Consider the following 22,091-nt stretch of genomic DNA (forward strand, 5'->3'; position numbering starts at 1 on the left):
GGTCCACGACGACGAGACCGGCGCCACCGCCGTGGCCGTGCTGCGTCGGGCGGTCGCCTGGTTCACCCAGCGCGGCGTCACGGTCGAACGGGTGCTGTCCGACAACGGGCCGGCCTACCGCTCGCACCTGTGGCGCGACACCTGCACCGAGCTGGAGATCACGCCCAAGCGGACGCGGCCGTACCGGCCGCAGACCAACGGCAAGATCGAACGCTTCCACCGCACCCTGGCCGACGGCTGGGCCTACGCCCGGCAGTCCGCCACCGAAGCCGAACGCCGAGCCTCGCTACCCGCCTGGCTCCACGCCTACAATCACCACCGGCCCCACTCAGCCTGCGGGAACCAGCCACCCTTCAGCCGATTGACCAACGTCCCCGGTCAGTACATCTAGCGGACCCGCGGCTCGTCTCGGCGACGTGCGGTGCCGCCACATCGTCGGGCCGCATTTGTGTCGTGCAGCCACATGATCGTGTCCGCGCGTACTTCATAGTCTTCCCGCATGCCGGACGCCCGCAACGACGCTCGCGACGACGACTCCGAGTCGCCCACACCCATCGGGATGACGGGGCCACGGGTGGCCAACGACCCCATCGACCTGACGGGGCGCACAGCCCTGGTCACCGGCGCGGCGAGCGGCATCGGAGCCGCGATCGCGCTGGCGCTCAGCCGGGCCCAGGCCACCGTCCACGCCGTCGACCGCGACGAGGCCGGCCTGACCCGCCTGGCGCAGGGGACCACGGTGACCCCGATCGTCGCCGACCTCGCCGATCTCGACAGCCTGGGCCGGCTCCCGCATGACGTCGACATCCTCGTCAACAACGCCGGCATCCAGCACGTCAGCCCGATCGAGGAGTTCCCGCTCGACCGGTTCGAGCTCATCCTCGACCTGATGCTCGTGTCACCCTTCCGGCTGATCCGCCAGTCGCTGCCGCACATGTACTCGCGCGGCTGGGGTCGGGTCATCAACGTCTCGAGTGTCCACGGCCTCCGTGCCAGCCCCTTCAAGTCGGCCTACGTCACCGCCAAGCACGGGCTCGAGGGCCTGTCCAAGGTCGTGGCCCTCGAGGGCGCCCCGCACGGCGTGACGTCCACCTGCATCAACCCCGCCTACGTGCGCACGCCGCTCGTCGAGAAGCAGATCGCGGACCAGGCACGCACGCACGGCATTCCCGAGAGCGAGGTCGTCGAGAAGGTCATGCTCTCCCCCGTCGCCGTCAAGCGGCTCGTCGAGCCCGACGAGGTCGCGGCCCTCGCCCTCTTCCTCTGCGGTCCGGCCTCGGGCTCGGTCACCGGTACGTCGTTCGTCATGGACGGCGGCTGGACCGCCCACTGACGGGCGCCCCCGGCCCCGCCCCCAACGTGCCTATGATCGGCGACGTGACGACCAGCCCGGACACCAGGACCGACCAGGTGCTCCACCTGCTCGAGCTGCTGGCCTCCGGAGCCACCGTCGCCGAGATCGCGGCTGCCGACGCCCCTCCCGCCGCGCGAGACCTGGCGCTGCGCATCTCGCACACCCGCGACCTCCACCAGCACCGGGAAGCCGGCCTCGCGGCCCTGCTCGACACTGCGCGAGAGCTCGCCACCAAGCACGACCCCGCGCAGGTCCTGGAGGCCATCGTCCGCCGGGCCCGACACCTGCTCCAGACCGACCTCGCCTACCTCACGCTCTACGACGCCGAGGCCGACGACACCTTCATGCGGGCCACCTCCGGCTCGGTATCGGCTGCCTTCCAGTCGGTCCGGCTCGCCCTCGGCGCCGGACTGGGGGGGTTGGTCGCCTCGACCCGCAAGCCCTACTGGACGGCCGACTACTGGTCTGATGACAGGTTCCAGCACACCGGGGCGATCGACGGCGCCGTCGGCGAGGAAGGCATCGTCTCCATCTGCGGGACGCCGCTCATCGTCGAGTCGGACTTCGTGGGGGTCCTCTTCGCCGCGAACCGCACGGCCCGCCCGTTCACGCGCGAGGACGTCGCCCTGCTGACCAACCTCGCCACCCTGGCGGCCGTCACACTCGTGCAGACCCGGGCCCTGGCGGACGCCGAGAAGGCCGTGCAGGCGCTTCAGGAGGCCCACGAGACGGTCCGGCAGTACGCCGCCGGAATCGAGAAGGCTGCTGCAGCTCACGACCGCTTCGCCAACCTGGTCCTCGGCGGCGGCGGGGTCGAAGGCATCACACATGCGGTGGCCGAGCTGCTCGGGGGCTGGGCCGTCCTTCTCGACGAGAACGGCGCGGTGCGATCGTCGACGGGCCCCGCCCCCGACCTCGTCCGCAGCGCCGAGATCCAGCAGCTGCAGGACAAGGCGGCCGCTGCTGGCGGGCGGCTGGTCCACGAGGGCGACACCTACGCCGTCATGATCAATGCCGCCCACGAGCGACTCGGCACCCTCCTCCTCGGCGAGGTCGGCAGGCTCCACGACGCCGACGCCCGCACGGTGGAGCGAGCGGGCATGGTGACGTCCCTCGTCCTGCTCTTCGAGCGAAACGCCGCAGATGCTCGGCAGTCCGAGCGCAACCGCGTGCTGGCCGATCTCGTCGCCGGGCGCGGCTCCGAGGGCGAGCGGGTCCAGCTCGCTCGGGGGGCCGGTTTCGACCCCGTCGCCCCGTTCTGCGTCCTCGTCATGCGTGGCGAGGACTCCGCGGCCACCCGTGCCCTCATCATGTCGGCGAGTGCCGCGACGGGAGAAGGTTCGCTCGTCGGAGCTCACGACGACCAGATCGTGGCGCTGGTGCCGGCCTCGGATCCCGACGCCCTCGCCAAGACCGTGGCCGGGCGGGTGGGTCGCCGGTCACCCGTCACCGTGGCGGGGGTCGGTCCCGTCTCCGGGGTGGGCGGGATCCCCGCTGCCCATGAGGAGGGCGCCCGGACCGCCCGCGCGCTCATCGCCCTCGGCCGTCGCGGTCAGGGGGCCGCCGCGACCGAGCTCGGGTTCGCCGGCCTCATCGTCGGCACGGACCCCGATGTGGGCGACTACGTCCACCGGGTCCTCGCGCCGGTGCTGGACTATGACGAGAGGCGTGGCACCGACCTGGTCGGAACACTCGAGGCCTACTTCGCCGCTGGGTCCAGCCCGCGGCACGCCGCCTCGAGCCTCCACGTTCACGTCAACACCGTCTCCCAGCGCCTGGAGCGGATCGGAGCGCTGCTCGGGCCGTCGTGGCAGCAGCCGGAACAGGCTCTGGAGCTGCAGCTCGCCCTCCGGCTGCGGCGCCTGCTCGCCGAGCCCTGATCCTGCCTGATCCTGCCGGACCCTGGCTGACCCGCCCCACACCGTCTCAGACGGGCCCGCTCCTCGGTCGGGGCCCCTCGCCGCCGGTCTAGACCGAGCCCCCCAGGTGCCGGTCGATCGCGTCCACGACGGCCCGGACGCCGGGCTCGTCGAGGATCACGTCGTAGTGGTTGGCATCCACCGCGGTGACGCGCACGCCGTCCGGGATGTCGAGCGCGGCAAGCCGCTCCTCGTCGTAGAGTCCCTGGGGCTCGTTGAGCAGGCCACGCCGTGCCCACACGAGCTCGATCGGCTTGCCCAGACCGACAGCTCGCCGCACCGCCGCGTGCGTCAGGGGATCGGCCAGGACGTCGGCGCCATCGACCCGGACGGCGTCGAGGACACACGAGCTGCGCCATCGGCCCGGGGCTGCGTCGTCCTCGACGAGGTCGTGGCTCAGGTAGTGGCGCACCGCCTCCCCGGCCGGGCCACGCAGGGCGGGCCCGAGGCTGGGGTGCTGCTCCCAGAAGGCGAGGTAGTCGTCCACACTCTCGAAGCGCATCGAGAGCCGGTCCATCGCCGGGCCGATCACCGCGGTGAGCGCCGCATCGATGTCGAGGTCGGCAGGCGCCGGGAAGGCCAGCCCTCCGTCGACGAGCACCGCCCCGGGGAAGCGCTCCGGATGGCTGGCCACCGCCAGGGCGCAGATGAACGCCCCCATGGAGTGACCCACCAGGAGCGGGGCACAGCCGAAGACCGAGGCGATCGAGGTGAGGTCCTCGACGTGGACAGCGAGCCCATAGGGGGGCGGCACCCGGCGACTGCCGCCCCGGCCCCGCAGGTCCGGAGCGAGGAAGCGGACCGCTCCCGGACCGTGCCGCCGATCGACCTCGTCGGCGACTCTGCGCCATGAGAGTCCGTTGGCCGTGATCCCATGAACGGCGACCACGACCGGCGCCCCGTCGCGGGCCACGCCGAGAGTCAGGTCGTGGATGGCCAGACTGCCGATCGGTTGCTCGATGACGAAGTCGGGGGCGATGCTCATGTTGCTCGACCTCTCCTGACGAGTCGCCCACCGAGGCCGGTCAGGCCGGCCGGGGCGAAGTAGACGATGACGATGAAGAACAGCCCGAGCACGAAGAGCGGCTCGGCCAGGACCTGTTGGGCCACCTCGGGCAGCGCATCGGCGAAGCCGGCTCCGCTGAGCTCGACGAGGCGGGCGTCCGCGTAGGTGTAGAGGAACCCGCCGATGAGCGCGCCCCACGTGCTCCCCGCCCCTCCGAGCACGACCATGATGAGCAGGGCCAGGGTGAACTCGGTCGTCGTCACGTGCGGGTTGGACCCACCGAGGACGAGGGCGTGGACGATGCCGCCGAGCCCGCCGAGGAAGGCACCCACGACGATCGCCAGCAGCTTGACGCGGTAGGTGTCGAACCCGAGAACGGCAGCACGCGGCTCGTTCTCCCTGATCGCGGCCATGGCGTGACCGGCCCTGGAACGCACGAGGAGCGTCACGACGACGAAGGCCAGGGCGGCGAACCCGAGTGCGAGCCAGTACCGGTAGGGCGCGTTGGCTACCCCCACGAGCAGCTCGGGCACGGCGCTGCGGTTGAGCGACTTGCCCTCCTCGCCGCCGGTGACGCCCCCCGGGTTGCGCATGACGATGATCGAGGCGGCCTGGGCGAAGGCGAGCGTCACCATGGCGAAGGCGATCCCCCCGACCCGCAGGGCGATCCCCCCGACCACGAGGGCGAGCAGGGTCGTCACCGTCAGGGAGACGACGATGGCCACGGGCAGCGGCAGGGACCAGTCGGCCAGGGAGATCGTGAGCAGGTAGCTGCCTGCCGCCACGAAGAGGGCGTGCCCGAAGCTGAGCAGCCCGGTCCTGCCGAACAGCACGTCGTAGCTGAGCGCGACGCCGGCGATGACGAGACAGGTCGCGAGCAGCTGCAGGCTGCCCGGCCCGTTGACCCGTCCCGGCAGGACCCCCGGCAGCTCAAGGGGGACATAGGGCAGGTAGGCCAGGACGAGAAGGACGACGACGGACGGTAGGGCCTTGAGCAGCGCGGCGGCTCTCATGCATGGGCTCCCTTCAGTGAGGTCGGCCGCAGCAGGAGGACCAGCGCGAGCAGCAGCACCACCGACAGGTCACCCACCCCGCTGGCGGCGTAGAAGTTGGCCAGCTGCTGGACGAGACCGACCGCCACCGCCGCGACGGCGGTGCCGATGAGCGACCCCATGCCACCGATGACGACGACGATGAAGGCGTAGATGAGCAGGGATCCCCCTTGGGCCGGCGACACCGTCCCCGCGTACTGCGAGTACAACAGCCCTGCCAGGGCGGCGGCCGAGCCACCCAGGGCGAAGACGATGGTGAAGGTGCGGTGCACGTTGATGCCGAGCGCCTCGACCATGGTGCGGTTCTCGACGCCGGCCCTGATGATCAGGCCGAGGCGCGTGTAGTGCAGCAGGGCCAGCAGCCCCAGGAAGACGCCCAGGGCCACGAGGATGAAGACGAAGCGGTCGTTCGGGAGTCGGGCACCGAGCACGACCGAGGTGCCCGCCATCCACTCCGGCTTCTCCACCGTGCGAGGGTCGGCGCCCCAGATCCCCTGCGCCGCAGCCACGCTCGCCAAGGAGAGACCCACGGTGACGAGGACCTGCTGGATGTGGTGGCGGTACAGCGGTCGGATCAGCACGACCTCGACGAGCAGGCCGATCACCGCGCCGACGACGAGGGCCACGACCACGGCGACGAGCAGGCGGGTGGCCACCGAGAGGCTCGCTGGGAGGTTGCTCATGGTGAGCCATCCCGCGTAGGCCCCGGCCATCATGAAGGCGCCGTGCGCGAAGTTGAGCACGCCCATCAGCCCGTAGATGATGCTGAGTCCGCTGGCGGCGAGGAAGTAGAGGGCACCGAGGCCGAGGCCGGTGACCATGATGAGGACGAAGTCGGTCATGCGGCTCCCTCCCGACGCATCGACACCCCGAGCAGCTCCCGGGTCAGCCCGGCGTCCGCGACGAGCTCGGCCGCTCCTCCGCGGTGCACCACCCGGCCGGCGTCGAGCACCACCACGGTGGCGGCGATCCGCCGGACCAGCGGCAGGTTCTGCTCGACGAGCAGGATGGGGGTGGTCCGGGCCACCTCCGCCAGGACGTCGGCGACCTCGGTCACCAGCTTCGGGGCGAGGCCCTTGGTCGGCTCGTCGATGAGGAGGACGGACGTCTTCCGCAGCAGCACCCGGGCGAGCGACACCATCTGCTGCTGCCCACCGGACAGCGTTCCGGCGCGCTGCTTGGCACGGGCGATGAGGTCGGGGAACAGCTGCGCGACGATCGGCGCGTCCACCCCGTGGTCGGGGTCGACGAGGCGCAGGTTCTCGTCGACGGTCAGGCCGCCGAAGACCTCGCGGTCCTCGGGGACGTAGCCGATCCCGCCCCGGATGATCCGCGGTGTCGGCTCGTCCTGGATCGCCTTGCCCTGCAGCACGATGCGTCCGGTGCGCGGAGCCAGGCCGATGATCGCCTTGAGGGTGGTGGTCTTGCCGACGCCGTTGCGCCCGAGCAGGGCCGTGACGCCGGTCGACGGCACGTCGAACGAGACCCCTTGGAGGACATGGGAACCCCCGTAACGGACGTGGAGGTCCTCGACGGCGAGAACCGGGCTCATCTCGGACCGAGGGGCCGGTCCCGGTCCGCGGGCAGTGGTCGTGTCGGTCACAGGGCTTCTCCCAGGTAGGCCTGTTGGACGCGCTCGTCGTTGGTCACGTCGTGGGGTGATCCGGTGGCGAGCAGCTGTCCGTGGTGCAGGACGGCCACTCGGTCGGCGAGCCCGAGCACGACGTGCATGTGGTGCTCGACCATGGCGACAGCCACGCCCGAGTCGCGGACCTCGCCGATGATCTCGGTCAGGCCGTCGACGTCCTCGGCGGACACGCCGGCCATCGGCTCGTCGAGGAGCAGGGCCTTGGGGTTCGACGCGAGCGCCATCGCGAGCTCGAGCTTCCGACGGTCGCCGTGCGACAGGTCGCGGGCGAGGCTCTGGGTGCGGTCGTGGATGCGGACCCGCTCGAGGAGGGCGTCGACTCCTTCCGTCGCCGCTCCGTCCCGCCGCGGACGTGCGCGCCGGAAGGGTGAGAAGGGCGCGGAACCACTGGCCTGGACGGCCAGATGGACGTTCTCGCCGGCCGTGAGCCCGTCGAAGAGGGCCGAGGTCTGGAACGACCGCGACAGGCCCAGCCGGGCCCGGCGGGTCGCCGACCGCCTGGTCACGTCGTCCCCGGCGAGCCGCACGACCCCCGTCGTCGGGCGGGTCACGCCGCTCAGGATGTTCACGAGCGAGGACTTGCCCGCCCCGTTGGGGCCGATGATGCCGAGCAGCTCACCGGCCCCCACGCCGAGCGTGACGTCATCGAGGATCTGGGCCCCACCGACTCTCCAGCCGATGGCGTCTCCACTGATGACGGGGGTGGTCACTTGAACGGCGTGACCGGAGGTGCGACGGCCGCCGGGTCGAGGGTGTCGCCGAGGACGGGGGCGATGGTGCTGCCATCCTGCTTGAGGGTGGCCGTGAACATCGGCTGGAGCAGCGCGTGGTCCTCTGCCCGGATCTGCAGCTGGCCCTTCGGGCCCTCGAACGACCAACCCTCCAGGGCCGACACCATGGCGTCGACGTCCGAGTCGCTCGCCTCGATGGCGTGGGCGATCATCTGCGCCGCGACGAAGCCGTCGTTGGTGAACAGGTCGACCGTCGCCCCCTGGTCCTTGAGGCCCTTCGCCAGGGCCGCGTAGGCGGCGTTGTCGCTCGCGCCGTCGAAGAAGTGCGACAGGAAGTTGATCTGGCTCGAGGCCTTGCCGAAGATCGCGTGCGTCGGCTTGATGTCGAGGCCCGTGACGACCTTGGTCGACTCGAAGACGCCCTGCTGCTCGAGGGTCGACCACATCGACGCGGCGTTGGCGCCGGCCCAGGCGACGAAGAGCAGGTCGGGCGATGCACCCTTGATCTTCGTGGCGAACGGCGTCACGTCGGTCGCCGCGGCGGGGACCTCGACCGAGTCGACCGTGGCGCCCTTGGCGCCGAGGATGGCGGTGACGGCGGCGACGTTGGCCTTGCCGAAGGCGCTGTCCTGCGCGAGCACGGTGACCTTCTTGCCGGAGACGTCCCCGAGCATGGAGCCCGCGGTGGCGACGTCCTGGTAGGTCTGGCGGCCGGAGCGGAAGGTGTACTTGTTGGCGCCGCTCAGGGCGTCGACAGCCGCCGGCCCGGAGATGAAGAGGACCTTGTTGTCGTTGGCCAGCGGCGCCACCTGGAGGGCGACGCCCGAGGAGGTCGAGCCGGCGATGATCTTGTGCCCTTGGCCGATGAGGTCGGTGGCTGCCGCGACCGCCTTGGCGGGGTCACCGGCGTCGTCCTGCTCGGTGATCTCGACCTTGTGCCCGTTGACCTCGCCCGATCCCTTCGTCGCGTAGTCCAGACCCGCCGTGAAGCCCTGGCGGTACTGCTCGCCGTAGGTCGCGAGCGGACCCGACTTGGAGTACACGAGGCCGACCTTCACCGGCGCCGACTCGGCTCCCCCGCCGCCGGCCGTTCCCTGGTTCGCGGGCGCACCCGGCTCTCCAGGTGTGCCGCAGGCCGCCACCGTCATGCTGAGCAGTGCTCCCGCCAGGATCACACTCCAACGCTTGGACACCGTTGTCCTCCACCTCTGGTGGGTGCTCGCTCCCTGGTCGTTGCGAGATCCGTTGTCACCCAGCCGTTCCCGGCGAAGGTAGTTGAGTGTCTCGGCCGACCTCGTGGGGTCACGCCCCACAATGAGCCCCGTCCCATGTGTCCGCTTGACACGGGCCCGAGCCGGTCTGGGACCGCGGGGACGAGCGCGAGCCAGCCCAGCGGCATACGGCGTCGGCGGAGACCGTGCTGTCAGGAGAGGTGGGCAGCCAGCCCCGCGACGACGGTGTCGGCCGTCAGGCCGAGCTCCTCGAGCACCTGGCCGCGCGACGCGTGCGTGAGGAAACGCTTGGGGATGCCGTAGGTGTGCACGGGCACGTCGAGCCCGGCCTCACGCAGGGCCAGCGTCACGGCCGACCCGATGCCGCCGCTGACGAGGTTGTCCTCGATGACGGCGACGGCACCGGCCGAGCGGGCCAGCTCGACGACCGCCGGGTCGACGGGCAGCACCCAGCGGGGGTCGACGACCCGCACCGAGTGGCCCTGGGCGGCCAGCTTCTCCCCCACGTCGACGGACATCGCGGCGAACGCCCCCACCCCGACGACGAGCACGTCGACCGCCTCGTCGCCGCTCTCGTGGAGCACGTCCACGCTGCCGACCGCGCGCACGGCTGCCACCGGCTCGCCGACGTCGCCCTTGGGGAACCGCAGCACGGTCGGTGCGTCCGACACGTCGAGGGCCTCACGCAGCTGCAGCTTGACCTGCTCGCCGTCGCGCGGAGCCGCGAGCCGCAGCCCGGGCACGATGGACGTGAGCGTCATGTCCCACATGCCGTTGTGCGAGGCGCCGTCGCTACCGGTGATGCCGGCACGGTCGAGGACGAAGGTGACCCCCGCCCGGTGCAGCGCGCAGTCCATGAGCACCTGGTCGAAGGCCCGGTTGAGGAACGTCGCGTAGACGGCGACGACGGGGTGCAGTCCGCTGTAGGCGAGCCCGGACGCCATCGTCACGGCGTGCTGCTCGGCGATCCCGACGTCGAAGACCCGGTCGGGATAGGCGGCGGCGAAGCCGTCGAGACCCACGGGGATGAGCATCGCGGCGGTGATCGCGACGACGTCCGGCCGCTCCGCGCCGATCCGCACCATCTCGTCGTTGAACTCGTCGGTCCAGATGCGCCCGGACACCTCGAACGGCAGGCCGGTCTCAGGGTTGATCTTGCCGATGCCGTGCATGTGGTCGTTGATGTCGTCCAGGGCGGGCTGGTATCCCCGCCCCTTCTGGGTGATGACGTGGACGATGACCGGGCCGCCGAAGTCCTTGGCCTGCCGGAGCGCCTTCTCGACCGCCTGCTCGTCGTGGCCGTCGACCGGCCCGTAGTACTTCAGCCCGAGGTCCTCGAACATCCCCTGTGGGGCGACGATGTCCTTGATCCCCTTCTTCACCCCGTGCAGCGTCTCGAACATCGCACCGCCGACGACGGGGGTGCGGGCGAGGGATCGCTTGCCCCAGTCGAGGACGCGCTCGTAGCCCTGCGTCGTGCGCAGGGTCGCCAGGTGCTCGGCGAGCCCGCCGATGGTCGGGGCGTAGGAGCGCTCGTTGTCGTTGACGACGATGACCAGCGGCAGGTCCTTGTCCACGGCGATGTTGTTCATCGCCTCCCAGGCCATCCCGCCGGTCAGTGCCCCGTCACCGATCACCGCGACGGTGTGCCGACCCGTCTCGCCCCGCAGGCGGCGCCCCTTGGCGATGCCGTCGGCCCACGACAGCGCGGTCGACGCATGGGAGTTCTCGACGACGTCGTGCGCGGACTCGGCGCGGCTCGGGTAGCCGGACAGGCCGCCCTGCTTCTTCAGCTTGCTGAAGTCGTGCCGGCCGGTGAGCAGCTTGTGGACATAGGACTGGTGCCCCGTGTCGAAGACGATCGTGTCGCGCGGAGAGTCGAAGACGCGGTGCAGTGCGATGGTGAGCTCGACGACGCCGAGGTTGGGGCCGAGGTGGCCCCCGGTCTGCGAGACCGCCGCGACCAGGAAGGTGCGGATCTCGTCGGCGAGCGCCGGCAGGTCGGCTGCCGGGAGCGCCTTCACGTCCGCTGGGCTCTCGATCTGGTCGAGCAGGCTCACGCTGGCCGGGTCCTCTCCGTTCGGGTGGTCGATCGAGTCTACGGTGTGACCGGCCGAGGTCCCGAACTCACCGTGCCCCCCTCACCCTTTCGTCACCAACCTCACACCACCCGGCCGTATGCCGCTGGGCTCGCTTCCGCGTCGACCGTGCCGCGGACGTCTCCCCCCGTCGACCGGCGTCGGGGTCAGAGGCGCGGGGCGAACACCTTCCCCTGGAGCGCCTCGTGGAGCAGGCGGGCGGAGCGCGATGCGGCGAGCAGCCGGATTCCCTCGGCCTCGATCTGCCCGAGGATCTCGTCGAGGGCGTCGGCGGGGACGTGCGGCCCGACCGCGACTCGGGCCTCGCGCCACGCGTCGCGCATGGCGACGACCTGGCCGTCGAGGTGCCGGCCCGCGAGCCAGGCGAGGGCGATCGGGTGCTTGCGCCAGCCCGTGTAGGAGCGGTAGTCGGGCGGGCACTGGTCGAGCAGCCACAGCACCGCGCGCTCCTCCCAGCCCGGCGTGTGGGCCGGGGGGACGCCCTGGGGCCAGCCGGGCGGGGTGTGTGCTGCCATGCCTCCCATTGTGCCGACCGGTCGCGAGCCGACCGGCATGCGGCTGCGTGGTGCCGGGTGAACAGTGAGCCGTTCACCTGGCACCACGCTGGCCGAAGACCCTGCGATCAGCTCGCGACGAGCGACCGGAGGACGTACTGCAGGATGCCGCCGTTGCGGTAGTAGTCGGCCTCACCGGGGGTGTCGATGCGCACGACCGCGTCGAACTCCGTGGCGGCGCCGTCCTCGCCGGTGGCCACCACGCGAACCGTCCGCGGCGTGCGGCCCTCGTTGAGCTCGGTGATCCCGGAGATCGAGAAGGTCTCGGTGCCGGTCAGGCCCAGCGATTCGGCGTTCTCCCCCTGCGGGAACTGGAGCGGGATGACGCCCATGCCGATGAGGTTGGAGCGGTGGATCCGCTCGTAGGACTCGGCGATGACCGCCTTGACGCCGAGCAGGCTCGTGCCCTTGGCCGCCCAGTCGCGCGACGATCCGGAGCCGTACTCCTTGCCGGCGAGGATGACGAGCGGGACGCCCGCAGCGGCGTAGTTCTGGGCAGCGTCGTAGATGAAGGACTGCTCCCCGCCCCGGGTGAAGTCCCGGGTGAAGCCGCCCTCGACGCCGTCGAGCAGGAGGTTCTTGAGGCGGATGTTGGCGAACGTGCCGCGGATCATCACCTCGTGGTTGCCGCGACGCGACCCGTAGGAGTTGAAGTCCTTGCGCTCGATGCCGTGCTCCTGGAGGTATCGGCCCGCAGGACTGTCCGCCTTGATCGAACCGGCGGGGCTGATGTGGTCGGTCGTCACGGAGTCGCCGAGCTTGGCCAGCACGCGCGCGCCGTCGATGTCGGTGACCGGGGCGGTCTCGACCGTCATCCCGTCGAAGTACGGGGGCTTTCGGACGTAGGTGGACTCCGGGTCCCACGCGAACGTGTCGCCCTCCGGCGTGGGCAGGGACTGCCAGCGCTGGTCACCGGCAAACACGTCGGCGTAGTCGGTGGTGAACATCTCCTGGTTGATCGACTGCGCGATGGTCCGCTCGACGTCCTCGGGAGTCGGCCAGATGTCGCGGAGGTAGACCTCGGCGCCGGAACCGTCCCGACCGAGCGGCTCCGTCTCGAAGTCGAAGTCCATCGTCCCGGCGAGGGCATAGGCGATGACGAGCGGCGGGCTCGCGAGGTAGTTCATCTTGACGTCGGGGTTGATCCGGCCCTCGAAGTTGCGGTTGCCGGAGAGCACCGCGGTGACGGCGAGGTCGTTCTCGTTGACCGCCGCGGAGATCTCGTCGTTGAGCGGTCCGGAGTTGCCGATGCACGTCGTGCACCCGTAGCCGACCAGGTGGAAGCCGAGCTTCTCGAGGTAGGGCCACATACCGGCCTTGTCGTAGTAGCCCGTCACGACCTTGGAGCCCGGCGCCATGGACGTCTTGACCCACGGGGCGACCGTCAGGCCCTTCTCGACGGCGTTCTTGGCGAGCATGGCGGCGGCCATCATGACCGAGGGGTTGGACGTGTTGGTGCAGCTGGTGATCGAGGCGATCGAGACGATGCCGTGGTCGATCTCGAACTCGCGACCGTCGGCGTCGGTGACCCGCACCGCGCGGGACGGGCGCCCGTCGCCGTCGCCCTCGTTCGCCGGCTTGTCCCCGCCGTTGAGTCCTTCGTCGGAGCCCTGGGGGGTCGGGTCGCTCGCCGGGAAGCTCGTCGCGTGCCCGGGGTCGCCCTCGTGGTGGGCCACGTAGGTGGGCAGGACCTTCCGGAAGGACTCCTTGGCGTCGGTGAGGGCGATGCGGTCCTGCGGACGCTTCGGGCCCGCGATGGACGGCACGACCGTGGACAGGTCGAGCTCGAGGTACTCGCTGTAGCGGGCCTCGGGCTGGTCGGGCCCGGCGTTGAGCCACATGCCCTGCTCCTTGGCGTATGCCTCGACGAGCGCGACGGACTGGGCCGACCGGCCGGTGAGGCGCAGGTACTCCAGGGTCACGTCGTCGATCGGGAAGATCGCGCAGGTGGAGCCGAACTCCGGGCTCATGTTGCCGATCGTCGCCCGGTTGGCCAGCGGCACCTGGGAGACGCCCTCGCCGTAGAACTCGACGAACTTGCCGACGACCCCGTGCTTGCGCAGCATCTCGGTGATCGTCAGGACGACGTCGGTGGCGGTGGCTCCGCTGGGGATGGAGCCGGAGAGCTTGAAGCCGACGACCCGCGGGATGAGCATCGAGACGGGCTGGCCGAGCATGGCCGCCTCGGCCTCGATGCCGCCGACGCCCCAGCCGAGGACGCCGAGGCCGTTGACCATCGTCGTGTGGGAGTCGGTGCCGACGCAGGTGTCGGGGTAGGCCACGCCGTCACGGACCATGACCGTGCGGGCCAGGTGCTCGATGTTGACCTGGTGGACGATCCCGGTGCCCGGGGGGACGACCTTGAAGTCGTCGAACGCGGTCTGCCCCCAGCGCAGGAACTGGTAGCGCTCGCGGTTGCGCTGGTACTCGATCTCGACGTTGCGCTCGAACGCGTCGGGGCGGCCGAAGACGTCGATGATGACGGAGTGGTCGATGACCAGCTCGGCCGGGGCGAGCGGGTTGATCTTGGCCGCGTCGCCGCCGAGGTCGGCCACCGCCTCGCGCATCGTGGCGAGGTCGACCACGCACGGCACACCGGTGAAGTCCTGCATGATGACGCGGGCGGGGGTGAACTGGATCTCCGTGTCGGGCTCGGCGTTCGCGTCCCAGCCGCCGAGGGCGCGGATGTGGTCAGCCGTGATGTTGGCCCCGTCCTCGGTGCGCAGCAGGTTCTCGAGGAGGACCTTGAGGCTGTACGGGAGGGTCTCGTGACCCTCGACCGACGCCAGGCGGTAGACCTCGTACGACTCGCCGCCGACCTCGAGGGTCCCCTTTGCCTTGAAGCTGTCAACACTGCCCACAGCGGGCTCCTTCCAGCAACTGAAGTTGGATGTCGTGCTCGTCAATTTATCTTGATATCAAGATATCTAACCACACGCCGGGACCATTGTCAGCCCGGGTCGTCGACGTGCCAAGGGCTGGACGCCGTATGCCGCTGAGCTCGCTTCCCGGGCCATGGAGCCTCCCCCCTGTGGCCGGGGACCACGACGCGACCCGCGGTCAGGTGGTCGGCTCGAGGACGGCGATGCACTCGACGTGGTGGGTCATCGGGAAGGCGTCCCACGCCTCGAGGTGCGCGAGCCGGAAGCCGTGGTCCCCGGCTGCCTTGACGTCCCGGGCGAGCGCGGCCGGGTCGCAGGCCACGTAGAGGACGCGCCTCGGCCCGAGGGCGGCCACATGGGCCATCACGCCGGCCCCGGCTCCGGTGCGAGGAGGGTCGAGGACGAGGAGGTCAGCCGTGATGGCCTGGGCCGCCAGCGACGCGAGCTCGCGGTCGACCCGGTTGGTTCGCCACTCGATGTTGTCCTGCCCTTCGGTGTTGAGCATCCCGGTGGCGACGGCTCGGGTGTCCCCCTCGACGCCGAGGACGAAACCGCCCGGCGAGACCAGCTCGCCGAGGCGGGTCGTGAACAGACCGGAGCCGGCGTAGAGGTCGACGACCCGGTCTCCCGGAGTCGGCTCGAGCAGGGCCACGACCCGCGACAGGAAGGTCGAGGCCGCGCCGGGGTGGACCTGCCAGAAGCCGCGGGCGGCGACGACGTACTCGCCCTCCCACGCCCCGTCGGTCACCCGCTCGCCGACGAGACCGCCACCCGCGTCGGCGCCGGGCGCAACGGGCAGCGGGACGAGGACCGCCTCGTCGGGGTGGGCGGCGTCGACGACGTCGACGGCGGTGCAGTCGTGCCAGACGGTGTCGAGGACGCCGGACCCGACGACGTCCGGCGTCGCGATGAGGCAGTCGTCGACCGGCACGATGCGACGTGACCGGTGCCCGTGGAGGCCGGCACGCCCCGAGCCGTCGACAGCGAACTCCACCCTGGTGCGCCAGCGCAGGCCGTCGGTGTCCCCGGGCACGGGTCGGACCTCAATGTCGACGTCGAGCCCGGCGAGGCGGGCGAACTGCTCGCGCACCACCGCTGCCTTGAGCTCGCGCTGATGGGGCAGGGCCACGTGTTGGAAGTCGCAGCCGCCGCAGACCCTGGCCGCCGCATACGGGCACGGGGCGGGCACCCGGTGCGCCGAGGGCTCGATGACCTCGACGGCGTCCGCGCGGACGAACCGGTCGCCGACCCTGCCCTCGGTCACTCGCGCGACGACCCGCTCGCCCGGCAGGGCGTGGCGGACGAAGACGACCTGTCCCTCGTGCCTGGCGACGCAGTGGCCGCCATGGGCCACCGGGCCGACATCGACGGTCCACTCCGCGCCGACGAGGTCAGCGCGACCCTCAGGGCGCTCGCGCGGGCTGCGACCGCTCACACGCCGCCACCGCGGACGGAACCCGGGATCGGCGGCTCGTCGATCCACTCACGCTCGGCACCTTCGGAGGACGCCAGCTGCCAGGGCACGCTCACCACCATGACACCGGGCGTGAAGAGCAGCCGCGCCTTGAGTCGCAGCGCGCTGTGGTTGTGCAGCAGCTGCTCCCACCAGTGGCCGACGACGTACTCCGGCAGGTAGACGGTCACGACGTCACGAGGGTTGCCGCTACGAATGGACCGCACGTAGTCGAGGATCGGCTTGGTGATCTGCCGGTAGGGCGAGGAGAGCACCTTGAGCGTGACCGGGATCTCGCGCCGCTCCCACTCCGCGATGAGCGCCTGCGTGTCCTCGGGGTCGACGTCCACCGTGATCGCCTCGAGCTCTGACGGCCGGCTCGCCCGGGCGTAGGCCAGGGCACGCATCGTCGGCTTGTGCATCTTGGAGATGCACACGATGGCGTGCACGTGGCTGGGCAGCAGCGGCTTGTCGGTCTCCCAGTCGATGGCCAGCTCCCGGCTGACCCGCTGGTAGTGCCGTCTGATCGCCAGCATGAGCAGGAAGAGCGCACCCATGGCCACGATGGCGTACCGCGCCCCGTGCTGGAACTTCGTCACGAGGACGACGGCCAGGACGATGCCGGACATGGTCGCGCCGATCGCGTTGACGACCCGGGAACGCTGCATGCGTCGCCGCGCGGCCCGGTCACGCTCGAGGCGCAGGTGCCGCGTCCAGTGACGCACCATGCCGGTCTGGCTCACCGTGAACGACACGAAGACACCGACGATGTAGAGCTGGAGGAGCGCGTTGACGTTGGCGCCAAACGCGATGACGAGGAACGCCGCCGCGGCCGCGAGGATGAGGATCCCGTTGGAGAAGGCGAGCCGGTCGCCACGGGTGTGCAGCTGGCGCGGCAGGTAGCCGTCCTTGGCGAGGATCGAGCCGAGGACCGGGAAGCCGTTGAAGGCCGTGTTGGCCGCGAGGAAGAGGATGAGGCCGGTCACGATCGAGACGAACACGACGCCCAGGTGGAAGTCGGCGAAGACGGCCTCGGAGAGCTGGCCGATGGCGGTGAGCTGGTGGTACTCCTCACCGACCGGCTTGCCATCGCGGAGCAGCTGGGTGGCCGGGTCCTCGGCGATCTTGACCCCCGTCCACTGGCTCAGGGTGACGATCGAGGCCATCATCGTCACCGAGAGCGTGCCCATGAGCAGCAGGGTCGTGGCGGCGTTGCGGCTCTTCGGCTCCCGGAACGCCGGCACACCGTTGGAGATCGCCTCGACCCCGGTCAGCGCCGCACACCCCGAGGAGAAGGCGCGGAGCAGGAGAAAGGCCGCCGCGAGACCCGTCACCGCGTCTCCCCCGCCTTCGGGCAGGAGCGTCAGCTCCGCGCTCTCGGCCGGGGCCAGCGTGCCGGCGAAGTGCTGGATGAAGCCGAAGACGGCCATGCCGAGGATGGCAACCATGAACAGGTAGGTCGGGATGGCGAAGGCCGTGCCGGACTCACGGACCCCACGGAGGTTCATCGCCGTGAGGAAGAGGATCATCGCCACGGCGAAGACGACTTCGTTGCCCCGGACGAAGGACAGCACCGTGCCGGCGTTCTGGATGCCCGCCGAGGCCGACACGGCCACGGTGAGGACGTAGTCGACGAGGAGCGCGCTCGCCACGGTCAGGCCGGCCTTGGGGCCGAGGTTGACGTTGGCCACCTCGTAGTCGCCGCCACCGGACGGGTAGGCGTGGACGTTCTGGCGGTAGGACGCGACGACGATCGCCATGACGACGATGACGGCGATCGTCACCTGCCAGCTGTGCGTGAACGCGAAGGCGCCCCCCGCGAGGCCGAGCATGAGCATGATCTCGTCAGGGGCATAGGCGACGGACGACAGGGCGTCGCTCGCGAAGACGGGCAGCGCGATCCGCTTGGGGAGCAGCGTCTCCCCCAGCCTGTCGCTGCGCATCGCCCGTCCGACGAGGACTCGCTTGAAGAGCGAACCGGTTCCTGGCACGGAGGACACTGTATGCGGACCAGGCTCCCGGCGCGGCCACGTCCGCCGAGGCGCGCGGGCTGGGTGTACCGTCGCGACCGTGCACTTCGTCATCATGGGCTGCGGCCGCGTGGGCTCGACGCTGGCCCGCATGCTGAGCTCCCACGGCCACGATGTCGCCATCATCGATGCCGACGCCTCCGCGTTCCGCCGTCTCGGAACCTCGTTCGAGGGCCAGACGGTCACCGGCATCGGCTTCGACCGGGACACCCTCATCGCAGCCGGGATCAAGGGCGCCTACGCCTTCGCCGCGGTGAGCAGCGGCGACAACTCCAACATCCTCGCCGCCCGGGTCGCGCGCGAGACGTTCGGCGTCGAGCACGTCGCCGCGCGCATCTACGACCCTCAGCGTGCCGCGGTCTACCAGCGCCTCGGGATCCCGACCGTCGCGACCGTCAAGTGGACGGCAGACCAGATGATCCAGCGGCTCCTGCCGTCCGGAGCGATGCCCGAGCTGACGGACCCGAGCGGCAAGGTGGTCATCGCCGAGGTCCCGCTGGCGGAGCAGTGGATCGGCCATCCGCTCGCTGATGTCGAGGCCAGGACCGGGGCTCGGGTGGCCTACGTGACCCGTCTCGGTCAGGGTGAGCTCCCGCGTCCCGACATGGTCATCCAGCAGGGCGACCTCGTCCACCTGGCCCTCATGCGCGACGACCTCGGCCGGGTCGAGCGGCTGTGCGACCTGCCACCCATGGTCCACTGAGGGGCGCCCGTCGCGTCCCCGACAGTCCCGAGGGTGCCGAGGGTTTCCGAGCATCCGCTGCCCATCCAGCTCCCGACCGACGTAGGTTGGTCGGGCAGGCCCGGTCCACAGGAGAGTACAGATGCGTGTCGTCATCGCAGGAGCAGGCAGCGTCGGCCGTTCGATTGCCCGAGAGCTGCTCGCCAACGGCCACCAGATCCTGCTCATCGACAAGGATGCCGACGACGTCCAGGCATCGAGGGTGCCTGAGGCCTCCTGGTTGCTGGCCGATGCCTGCGAGCTGAGCGCCCTCGAGGAGGCCCGCCTCGAGGAGTCCGACGTCGTGGTCGCCGCGACCGGGGACGACAAGGCCAACCTCGTCCTGTCCCTGCTCGCCAAGACCGAGTTCGGGGTGCCCCGGACCGTGGCGCGCGTGAACAACCCCAAGAACGAGTGGATGTTCGACGAGTCGTGGGGCGTCGATGTGGCGGTGTCGACCCCCCGGCTGATGACTGCCCTCATCGAGGAGGCCGTCAGCATCGGCGACCTCGTGCGCATCTTCGAGTTCCAGCAGGGTCGCGCCTCGATGGTCGAGATCACCCTGCCCGAGGGCAGTCCGTTCGCCGGGCAGCGCGTCGGCGACATCGCCTGGCCGACCGACACCGTCCTCGTCGCCATCATCCGCGACGAGCGGCCGATCGCCCCGACCCGTGACGACGCCATGGAGGTCGGCGACGAGCTGCTCTTCATCACCGCGGCGGAGCAGGAACGCGAGCTGCAACAGCTCGTCGCGCCGGGCACCCGGCCCCGAGACGTGCGCGTGGACCAGTGAGCTGATCCCTGCGTGGGGCCCGGCCGGAGTCGGGGCCCGGCCGGAGTCGGGGCCCGGCCGGAGTCGGGGGCCGGCCGGAGTCGCGATCAGGCCCGCGATCGTCCCGGGTCGATCGGGGTGTGACCGCGCACGAGGATGGCCCCCATCGCGGTCACGGCGAGAATGTAGGCGGGCCAACCGAGGACGACCTTGGCGACGCCGAGCGCGGCGACCTGCTCACCGAGGTAGAGGGGCACCATGATGGCCAGCCGGACGACGTTGAGGGCGACGAGGACCCAGGCCAGACGCATCGCCACGGTGACGATCCCGGGATGCTTGTGCCACCACGTCGGGTCCTCGGCGAAGGCTTCCGGCTCGGCCACCGCGACGACGAAGCCGAAGAGTGGCCATCGGACCAGGTTGGTCACGAGGAGCAGGACAAGCAGCCCGGCGTTCTGCAGCATGCCCGGTAGGAAGGCGTCCTCTGCCTGCCCGGACCGGAGGGCGAAGAACGCGGAGATGCCCACCCCCACGGCCGCGTAGGCGATGAACCTCGGGTCCTGGCGTTGGACGAGCCGGATGACGAGGAGGACCGCGACGCATGCCCCGGCGCCCAGCAGGGACAGCTTGAGGTCCTGCGTCGCCACCCACGTCAGGGCGAAGACGAGGGTGGGGACGGCGGACTCGAGGGCTCCCCGCCAACCGCCGATGGCCTCCGACAGCTTGTCGCGGAGGAGCTCCTCGACCGTCGTGTAGCGGCGCAGGTCCGCCTCCGAGCGCTCGACTCCGGTGCTTGTCGAGGCGTCGTCGACGTGCTCAGCCATGGGGTCCTCTCCGGGTTCGGATGACCTCGTAGGCCGGGTTGAAGATCGTCCTGGTGTGGCGCTGGACCGTGACGCGGCCGGTCGCCCGTAGATGCGTGCCGGCCGAGATGCCGGGGATGCTCCGACGCCCCAACCAGACCAGGTGCAGCGCGTCCGAACCGTCCCACAGCTCGACATCGAGGGTGGGGACGTCGGCCTGGGGCCGCAGGGCCACGATGCGCACCTCCCCGACGACGGTCACGCGCGCCCGGGGACGCGCCTGCGCGATGGGCACGACGCCCGCCTGCGCGGGGGCCGGCGTGGCCTGGTCACCATCCCGGGCAATGGCGTCACGGCGCAGGCGCTCGGCGAAGCGACGCAGTCGACTGGCGGCTTCAGGGCTCATCAGGGGGACCTCGGCGACGACCGCGGGCCGTCACCGGACCTCGGTGATCTCTGGACCGCCCTCGAACGGCCTGAGGTCGTCGATCGTCTCGGGAGCCGCCTCAGCCGCCTCAGCCGCCTCAGCGGCCTCCTCGGGCTGTGCTGCGGGACCGGCCTGTGCGTCCGGCAGCCGCAGCGGCAGCAGCTCGCGGGGAGGGCGAGCCTCCTCACCACGGTCGATGACCGCCGTCCGGATGAGCTCGTGGACACCGGCTGCGGCCTCGCCGTCGATGGCGGCACGACCGCTGATCACGGCCCGCAGGAACCACCGCGGTCCGTCGAACCCCACGAAGCGGGCCGGCATGAAGACGGTTCGGCCCTCGGGGTCCTGTTGGGGCATCCGGGTCAGCAGCTCCTCGCCGAACTCGCCCGTGCGCACCTCGGCGGTGCCTCCGGCGTCGGTGATGCTCTTGGCGATCTCGTTGCGGATGTCGATCCACACGCCCTCGGTGCGGGGCGCCGCGAAGGCCTGGAGCTGGACCGCGGACTCACCGAGCACCGCGGTGACACCGGTGATCTGTTGCTCCCGCTCGTTGACCTCGAGGCGCAGCTCGAGTCCTTGCTGCCCCTTGATCCAGATGGCGCCCAGGTTGAGGTACTCGCCGTCGTCCGACACTGCGGTCCGGTCGAAGGGACCGGTGGTTCCGTCGACGACCGCGGTGGCCTGCCGGCCCTCGCCGGTCAGGTCCTCCGGCTCGGCGAAGGACCCGTCACCCTCGAGCGCCGGGGCGAGGTCCGCTCCGTCGTCCGGCCCGTGAACCTGTTCGTCACCCGGTTCGGCGCTGGCCGACTTGCGGCGGCTGAAGAGTCCCACGTGATGTCCGTCCTTCTGTTCCTGCTGGCGTCGGCCCGGTGAATCCTGTCAGGTCCGGTCAGGTGATCGGTGCTCGGCTCGCCCCGAAGCCGCCGGTCGACCCGTGTCCAGTGTCCCCCCGGACGGTCCCATCGAGCGAATCGACGGCGACGAACGAGGCCCGCACCACCGGTTGGACGACGAGCTGGGCGATCCGGTCCCCCCGCTGGACCCGGAACGGCTCGGTGCGGTCGAGGTTGACGAGGTTGACGAGGACCTCGCCGCGGTAGCCCTCGTCGATGGTGCCCGGGGCGTTGACGATGCTGATCCCGTGCCGGGCGGCCAGCCCCGATCGTGGGTGGACGAAGCCCGCGTGACCGGGCGGGAGGGCGATGGAGATGCCGGTGGGGACCAGCACCCGCTCCCCCGGTGCGATGGTCACGTCGATCCGGGAGACGAGGTCGGCGCCGGCGTCACCGGGGTGGGCATAGCTCGGCAGCGGCAGCTCCGGGTCGACCCGCAGCACGGCCACGACCGGGGTCGGCTGGGCGGGGCCGCCGCCCGACTCGGGCTGAGAAGCACAAGGGTCGGTCACGTG

20 protein-coding genes are annotated in these 22,091 nt (G+C 70.8%); 5 read left to right on the top strand and 15 right to left on the bottom strand.

Annotated elements, in window-relative coordinates:
- The 3 genes from ABWV20_RS07375 to ABWV20_RS07385 all read left to right on the top strand — a co-directional run.
- Positions 1 to 391 (top strand): integrase core domain-containing protein (locus ABWV20_RS07375; protein ID WP_353354209.1); only part of this gene is annotated, 391 nt, incomplete at its 5' end.
- Positions 392 to 499: 108 nt separating this feature from the next.
- Positions 500 to 1,333, top strand: a complete 834-nt coding sequence (locus tag ABWV20_RS07380) for a 3-hydroxybutyrate dehydrogenase (RefSeq protein WP_353354211.1) — start codon at positions 500 to 502, stop codon at positions 1,331 to 1,333.
- A 44-nt stretch (positions 1,334 to 1,377) separates the two neighbouring features.
- Entirely contained in the window at positions 1,378 to 3,234 is a 1,857-nt protein-coding gene (locus tag ABWV20_RS07385) for a helix-turn-helix domain-containing protein (RefSeq protein ID WP_353354213.1), read from the top strand.
- An 88-nt stretch (positions 3,235 to 3,322) separates the two neighbouring features.
- Here ABWV20_RS07385 and ABWV20_RS07390 read toward each other — a convergent pair whose 3' ends face one another.
- The 11 genes from ABWV20_RS07390 to ABWV20_RS07440 form a co-directional block, all read right to left on the bottom strand.
- On the bottom strand, positions 3,323 to 4,258 hold the full coding sequence (locus tag ABWV20_RS07390) for an alpha/beta hydrolase (RefSeq protein WP_353354214.1): 936 nt from the start codon (positions 4,256 to 4,258) through the stop codon (positions 3,323 to 3,325).
- Entirely contained in the window at positions 4,255 to 5,292 is a 1,038-nt protein-coding gene (locus ABWV20_RS07395; RefSeq protein ID WP_353354215.1) for a branched-chain amino acid ABC transporter permease, read from the bottom strand. The genes ABWV20_RS07390 and ABWV20_RS07395 overlap by 4 nt, the downstream gene beginning before the upstream one ends.
- Positions 5,289 to 6,173, bottom strand: coding sequence for a branched-chain amino acid ABC transporter permease (locus tag ABWV20_RS07400; protein ID WP_353354216.1), 885 nt, complete (start codon positions 6,171 to 6,173; stop codon positions 5,289 to 5,291). The genes ABWV20_RS07395 and ABWV20_RS07400 overlap by 4 nt, the downstream gene beginning before the upstream one ends.
- Positions 6,170 to 6,934 carry an ABC transporter ATP-binding protein gene (locus ABWV20_RS07405; RefSeq protein ID WP_502901765.1) on the bottom strand — a complete coding sequence of 255 codons (765 nt, stop codon included), beginning with the start codon at positions 6,932 to 6,934 and terminating at the stop codon, positions 6,170 to 6,172. The genes ABWV20_RS07400 and ABWV20_RS07405 overlap by 4 nt, the downstream gene beginning before the upstream one ends.
- Positions 6,931 to 7,689, bottom strand: coding sequence for an ABC transporter ATP-binding protein (locus ABWV20_RS07410; RefSeq protein ID WP_353354218.1), 759 nt, complete (start codon positions 7,687 to 7,689; stop codon positions 6,931 to 6,933). Before ABWV20_RS07410 ends, ABWV20_RS07405 begins: the two co-directional genes overlap by 4 nt.
- Entirely contained in the window at positions 7,686 to 8,903 is a 1,218-nt protein-coding gene (locus ABWV20_RS07415; RefSeq protein ID WP_353354219.1) for a substrate-binding domain-containing protein, read from the bottom strand. Before ABWV20_RS07415 ends, ABWV20_RS07410 begins: the two co-directional genes overlap by 4 nt.
- A 230-nt stretch (positions 8,904 to 9,133) precedes the next feature.
- Positions 9,134 to 11,002: a 1-deoxy-D-xylulose-5-phosphate synthase gene (gene dxs, locus ABWV20_RS07420; protein WP_353354220.1), complete on the bottom strand. Its 1,869-nt coding sequence runs from the start codon at positions 11,000 to 11,002 to the stop codon at positions 9,134 to 9,136.
- A 185-nt stretch (positions 11,003 to 11,187) separates the two neighbouring features.
- The gene (locus ABWV20_RS07425; RefSeq protein ID WP_353354221.1) at positions 11,188 to 11,556 is read right to left on the bottom strand and encodes a hypothetical protein; all 369 of its coding nucleotides are present in this window, start codon (positions 11,554 to 11,556) and stop codon (positions 11,188 to 11,190) included.
- Between the two features lie 107 nt (positions 11,557 to 11,663).
- Positions 11,664 to 14,456, bottom strand: coding sequence for an aconitate hydratase (locus ABWV20_RS07430; protein ID WP_353354222.1), 2,793 nt, complete (start codon positions 14,454 to 14,456; stop codon positions 11,664 to 11,666).
- A gap of 199 nt (positions 14,457 to 14,655) precedes the next feature.
- Positions 14,656 to 15,912, bottom strand: a complete 1,257-nt coding sequence (locus ABWV20_RS07435; protein ID WP_353354224.1) for a class I SAM-dependent RNA methyltransferase — start codon at positions 15,910 to 15,912, stop codon at positions 14,656 to 14,658.
- Positions 15,909 to 17,873, bottom strand: a complete 1,965-nt coding sequence (locus ABWV20_RS07440) for an APC family permease (RefSeq protein WP_353354410.1) — start codon at positions 17,871 to 17,873, stop codon at positions 15,909 to 15,911. Before ABWV20_RS07440 ends, ABWV20_RS07435 begins: the two co-directional genes overlap by 4 nt.
- Before the next feature lie 127 nt (positions 17,874 to 18,000).
- On the opposite strand from ABWV20_RS07440, the gene ABWV20_RS07445 reads away from it, so the two are divergent.
- Together ABWV20_RS07445 and ABWV20_RS07450 are read left to right on the top strand one after the other, a co-directional pair.
- Positions 18,001 to 18,663 (top strand): potassium channel family protein, encoded by a 663-nt coding sequence (locus ABWV20_RS07445; RefSeq protein ID WP_353354226.1) that lies wholly within the window; start codon positions 18,001 to 18,003, stop codon positions 18,661 to 18,663.
- 121 nt (positions 18,664 to 18,784) lie between these two features.
- Entirely contained in the window at positions 18,785 to 19,474 is a 690-nt protein-coding gene (locus ABWV20_RS07450; RefSeq protein ID WP_353354227.1) for a potassium channel family protein, read from the top strand.
- Positions 19,475 to 19,560: 86 nt separating this feature from the next.
- Here ABWV20_RS07450 and ABWV20_RS07455 read toward each other — a convergent pair whose 3' ends face one another.
- Genes ABWV20_RS07455 through dut form a run of 4 tightly spaced genes read right to left on the bottom strand, consistent with a single transcriptional unit; the run spans position 19,561 to position 22,088 of the window.
- Positions 19,561 to 20,277 (bottom strand): DUF3159 domain-containing protein, encoded by a 717-nt coding sequence (locus ABWV20_RS07455; RefSeq protein WP_353354228.1) that lies wholly within the window; start codon positions 20,275 to 20,277, stop codon positions 19,561 to 19,563.
- Positions 20,270 to 20,662: an OB-fold nucleic acid binding domain-containing protein gene (locus ABWV20_RS07460; RefSeq protein ID WP_353354230.1), complete on the bottom strand. Its 393-nt coding sequence runs from the start codon at positions 20,660 to 20,662 to the stop codon at positions 20,270 to 20,272. The genes ABWV20_RS07455 and ABWV20_RS07460 overlap by 8 nt, the downstream gene beginning before the upstream one ends.
- A 30-nt stretch (positions 20,663 to 20,692) precedes the next feature.
- The gene (locus ABWV20_RS07465; RefSeq protein ID WP_353354232.1) at positions 20,693 to 21,514 is read right to left on the bottom strand and encodes a DUF3710 domain-containing protein; all 822 of its coding nucleotides are present in this window, start codon (positions 21,512 to 21,514) and stop codon (positions 20,693 to 20,695) included.
- A gap of 58 nt (positions 21,515 to 21,572) precedes the next feature.
- Positions 21,573 to 22,088 (bottom strand): dUTP diphosphatase, encoded by a 516-nt coding sequence (gene dut, locus ABWV20_RS07470; RefSeq protein WP_502901766.1) that lies wholly within the window; start codon positions 22,086 to 22,088, stop codon positions 21,573 to 21,575.
- Between the last annotated feature and the right edge of the window lie 3 nt (positions 22,089 to 22,091).

It is taken from the genome of Intrasporangium sp. DVR (assembly GCF_040365325.1).
In the GTDB taxonomy this organism is placed as follows: domain Bacteria; phylum Actinomycetota; class Actinomycetes; order Actinomycetales; family Dermatophilaceae; genus Intrasporangium.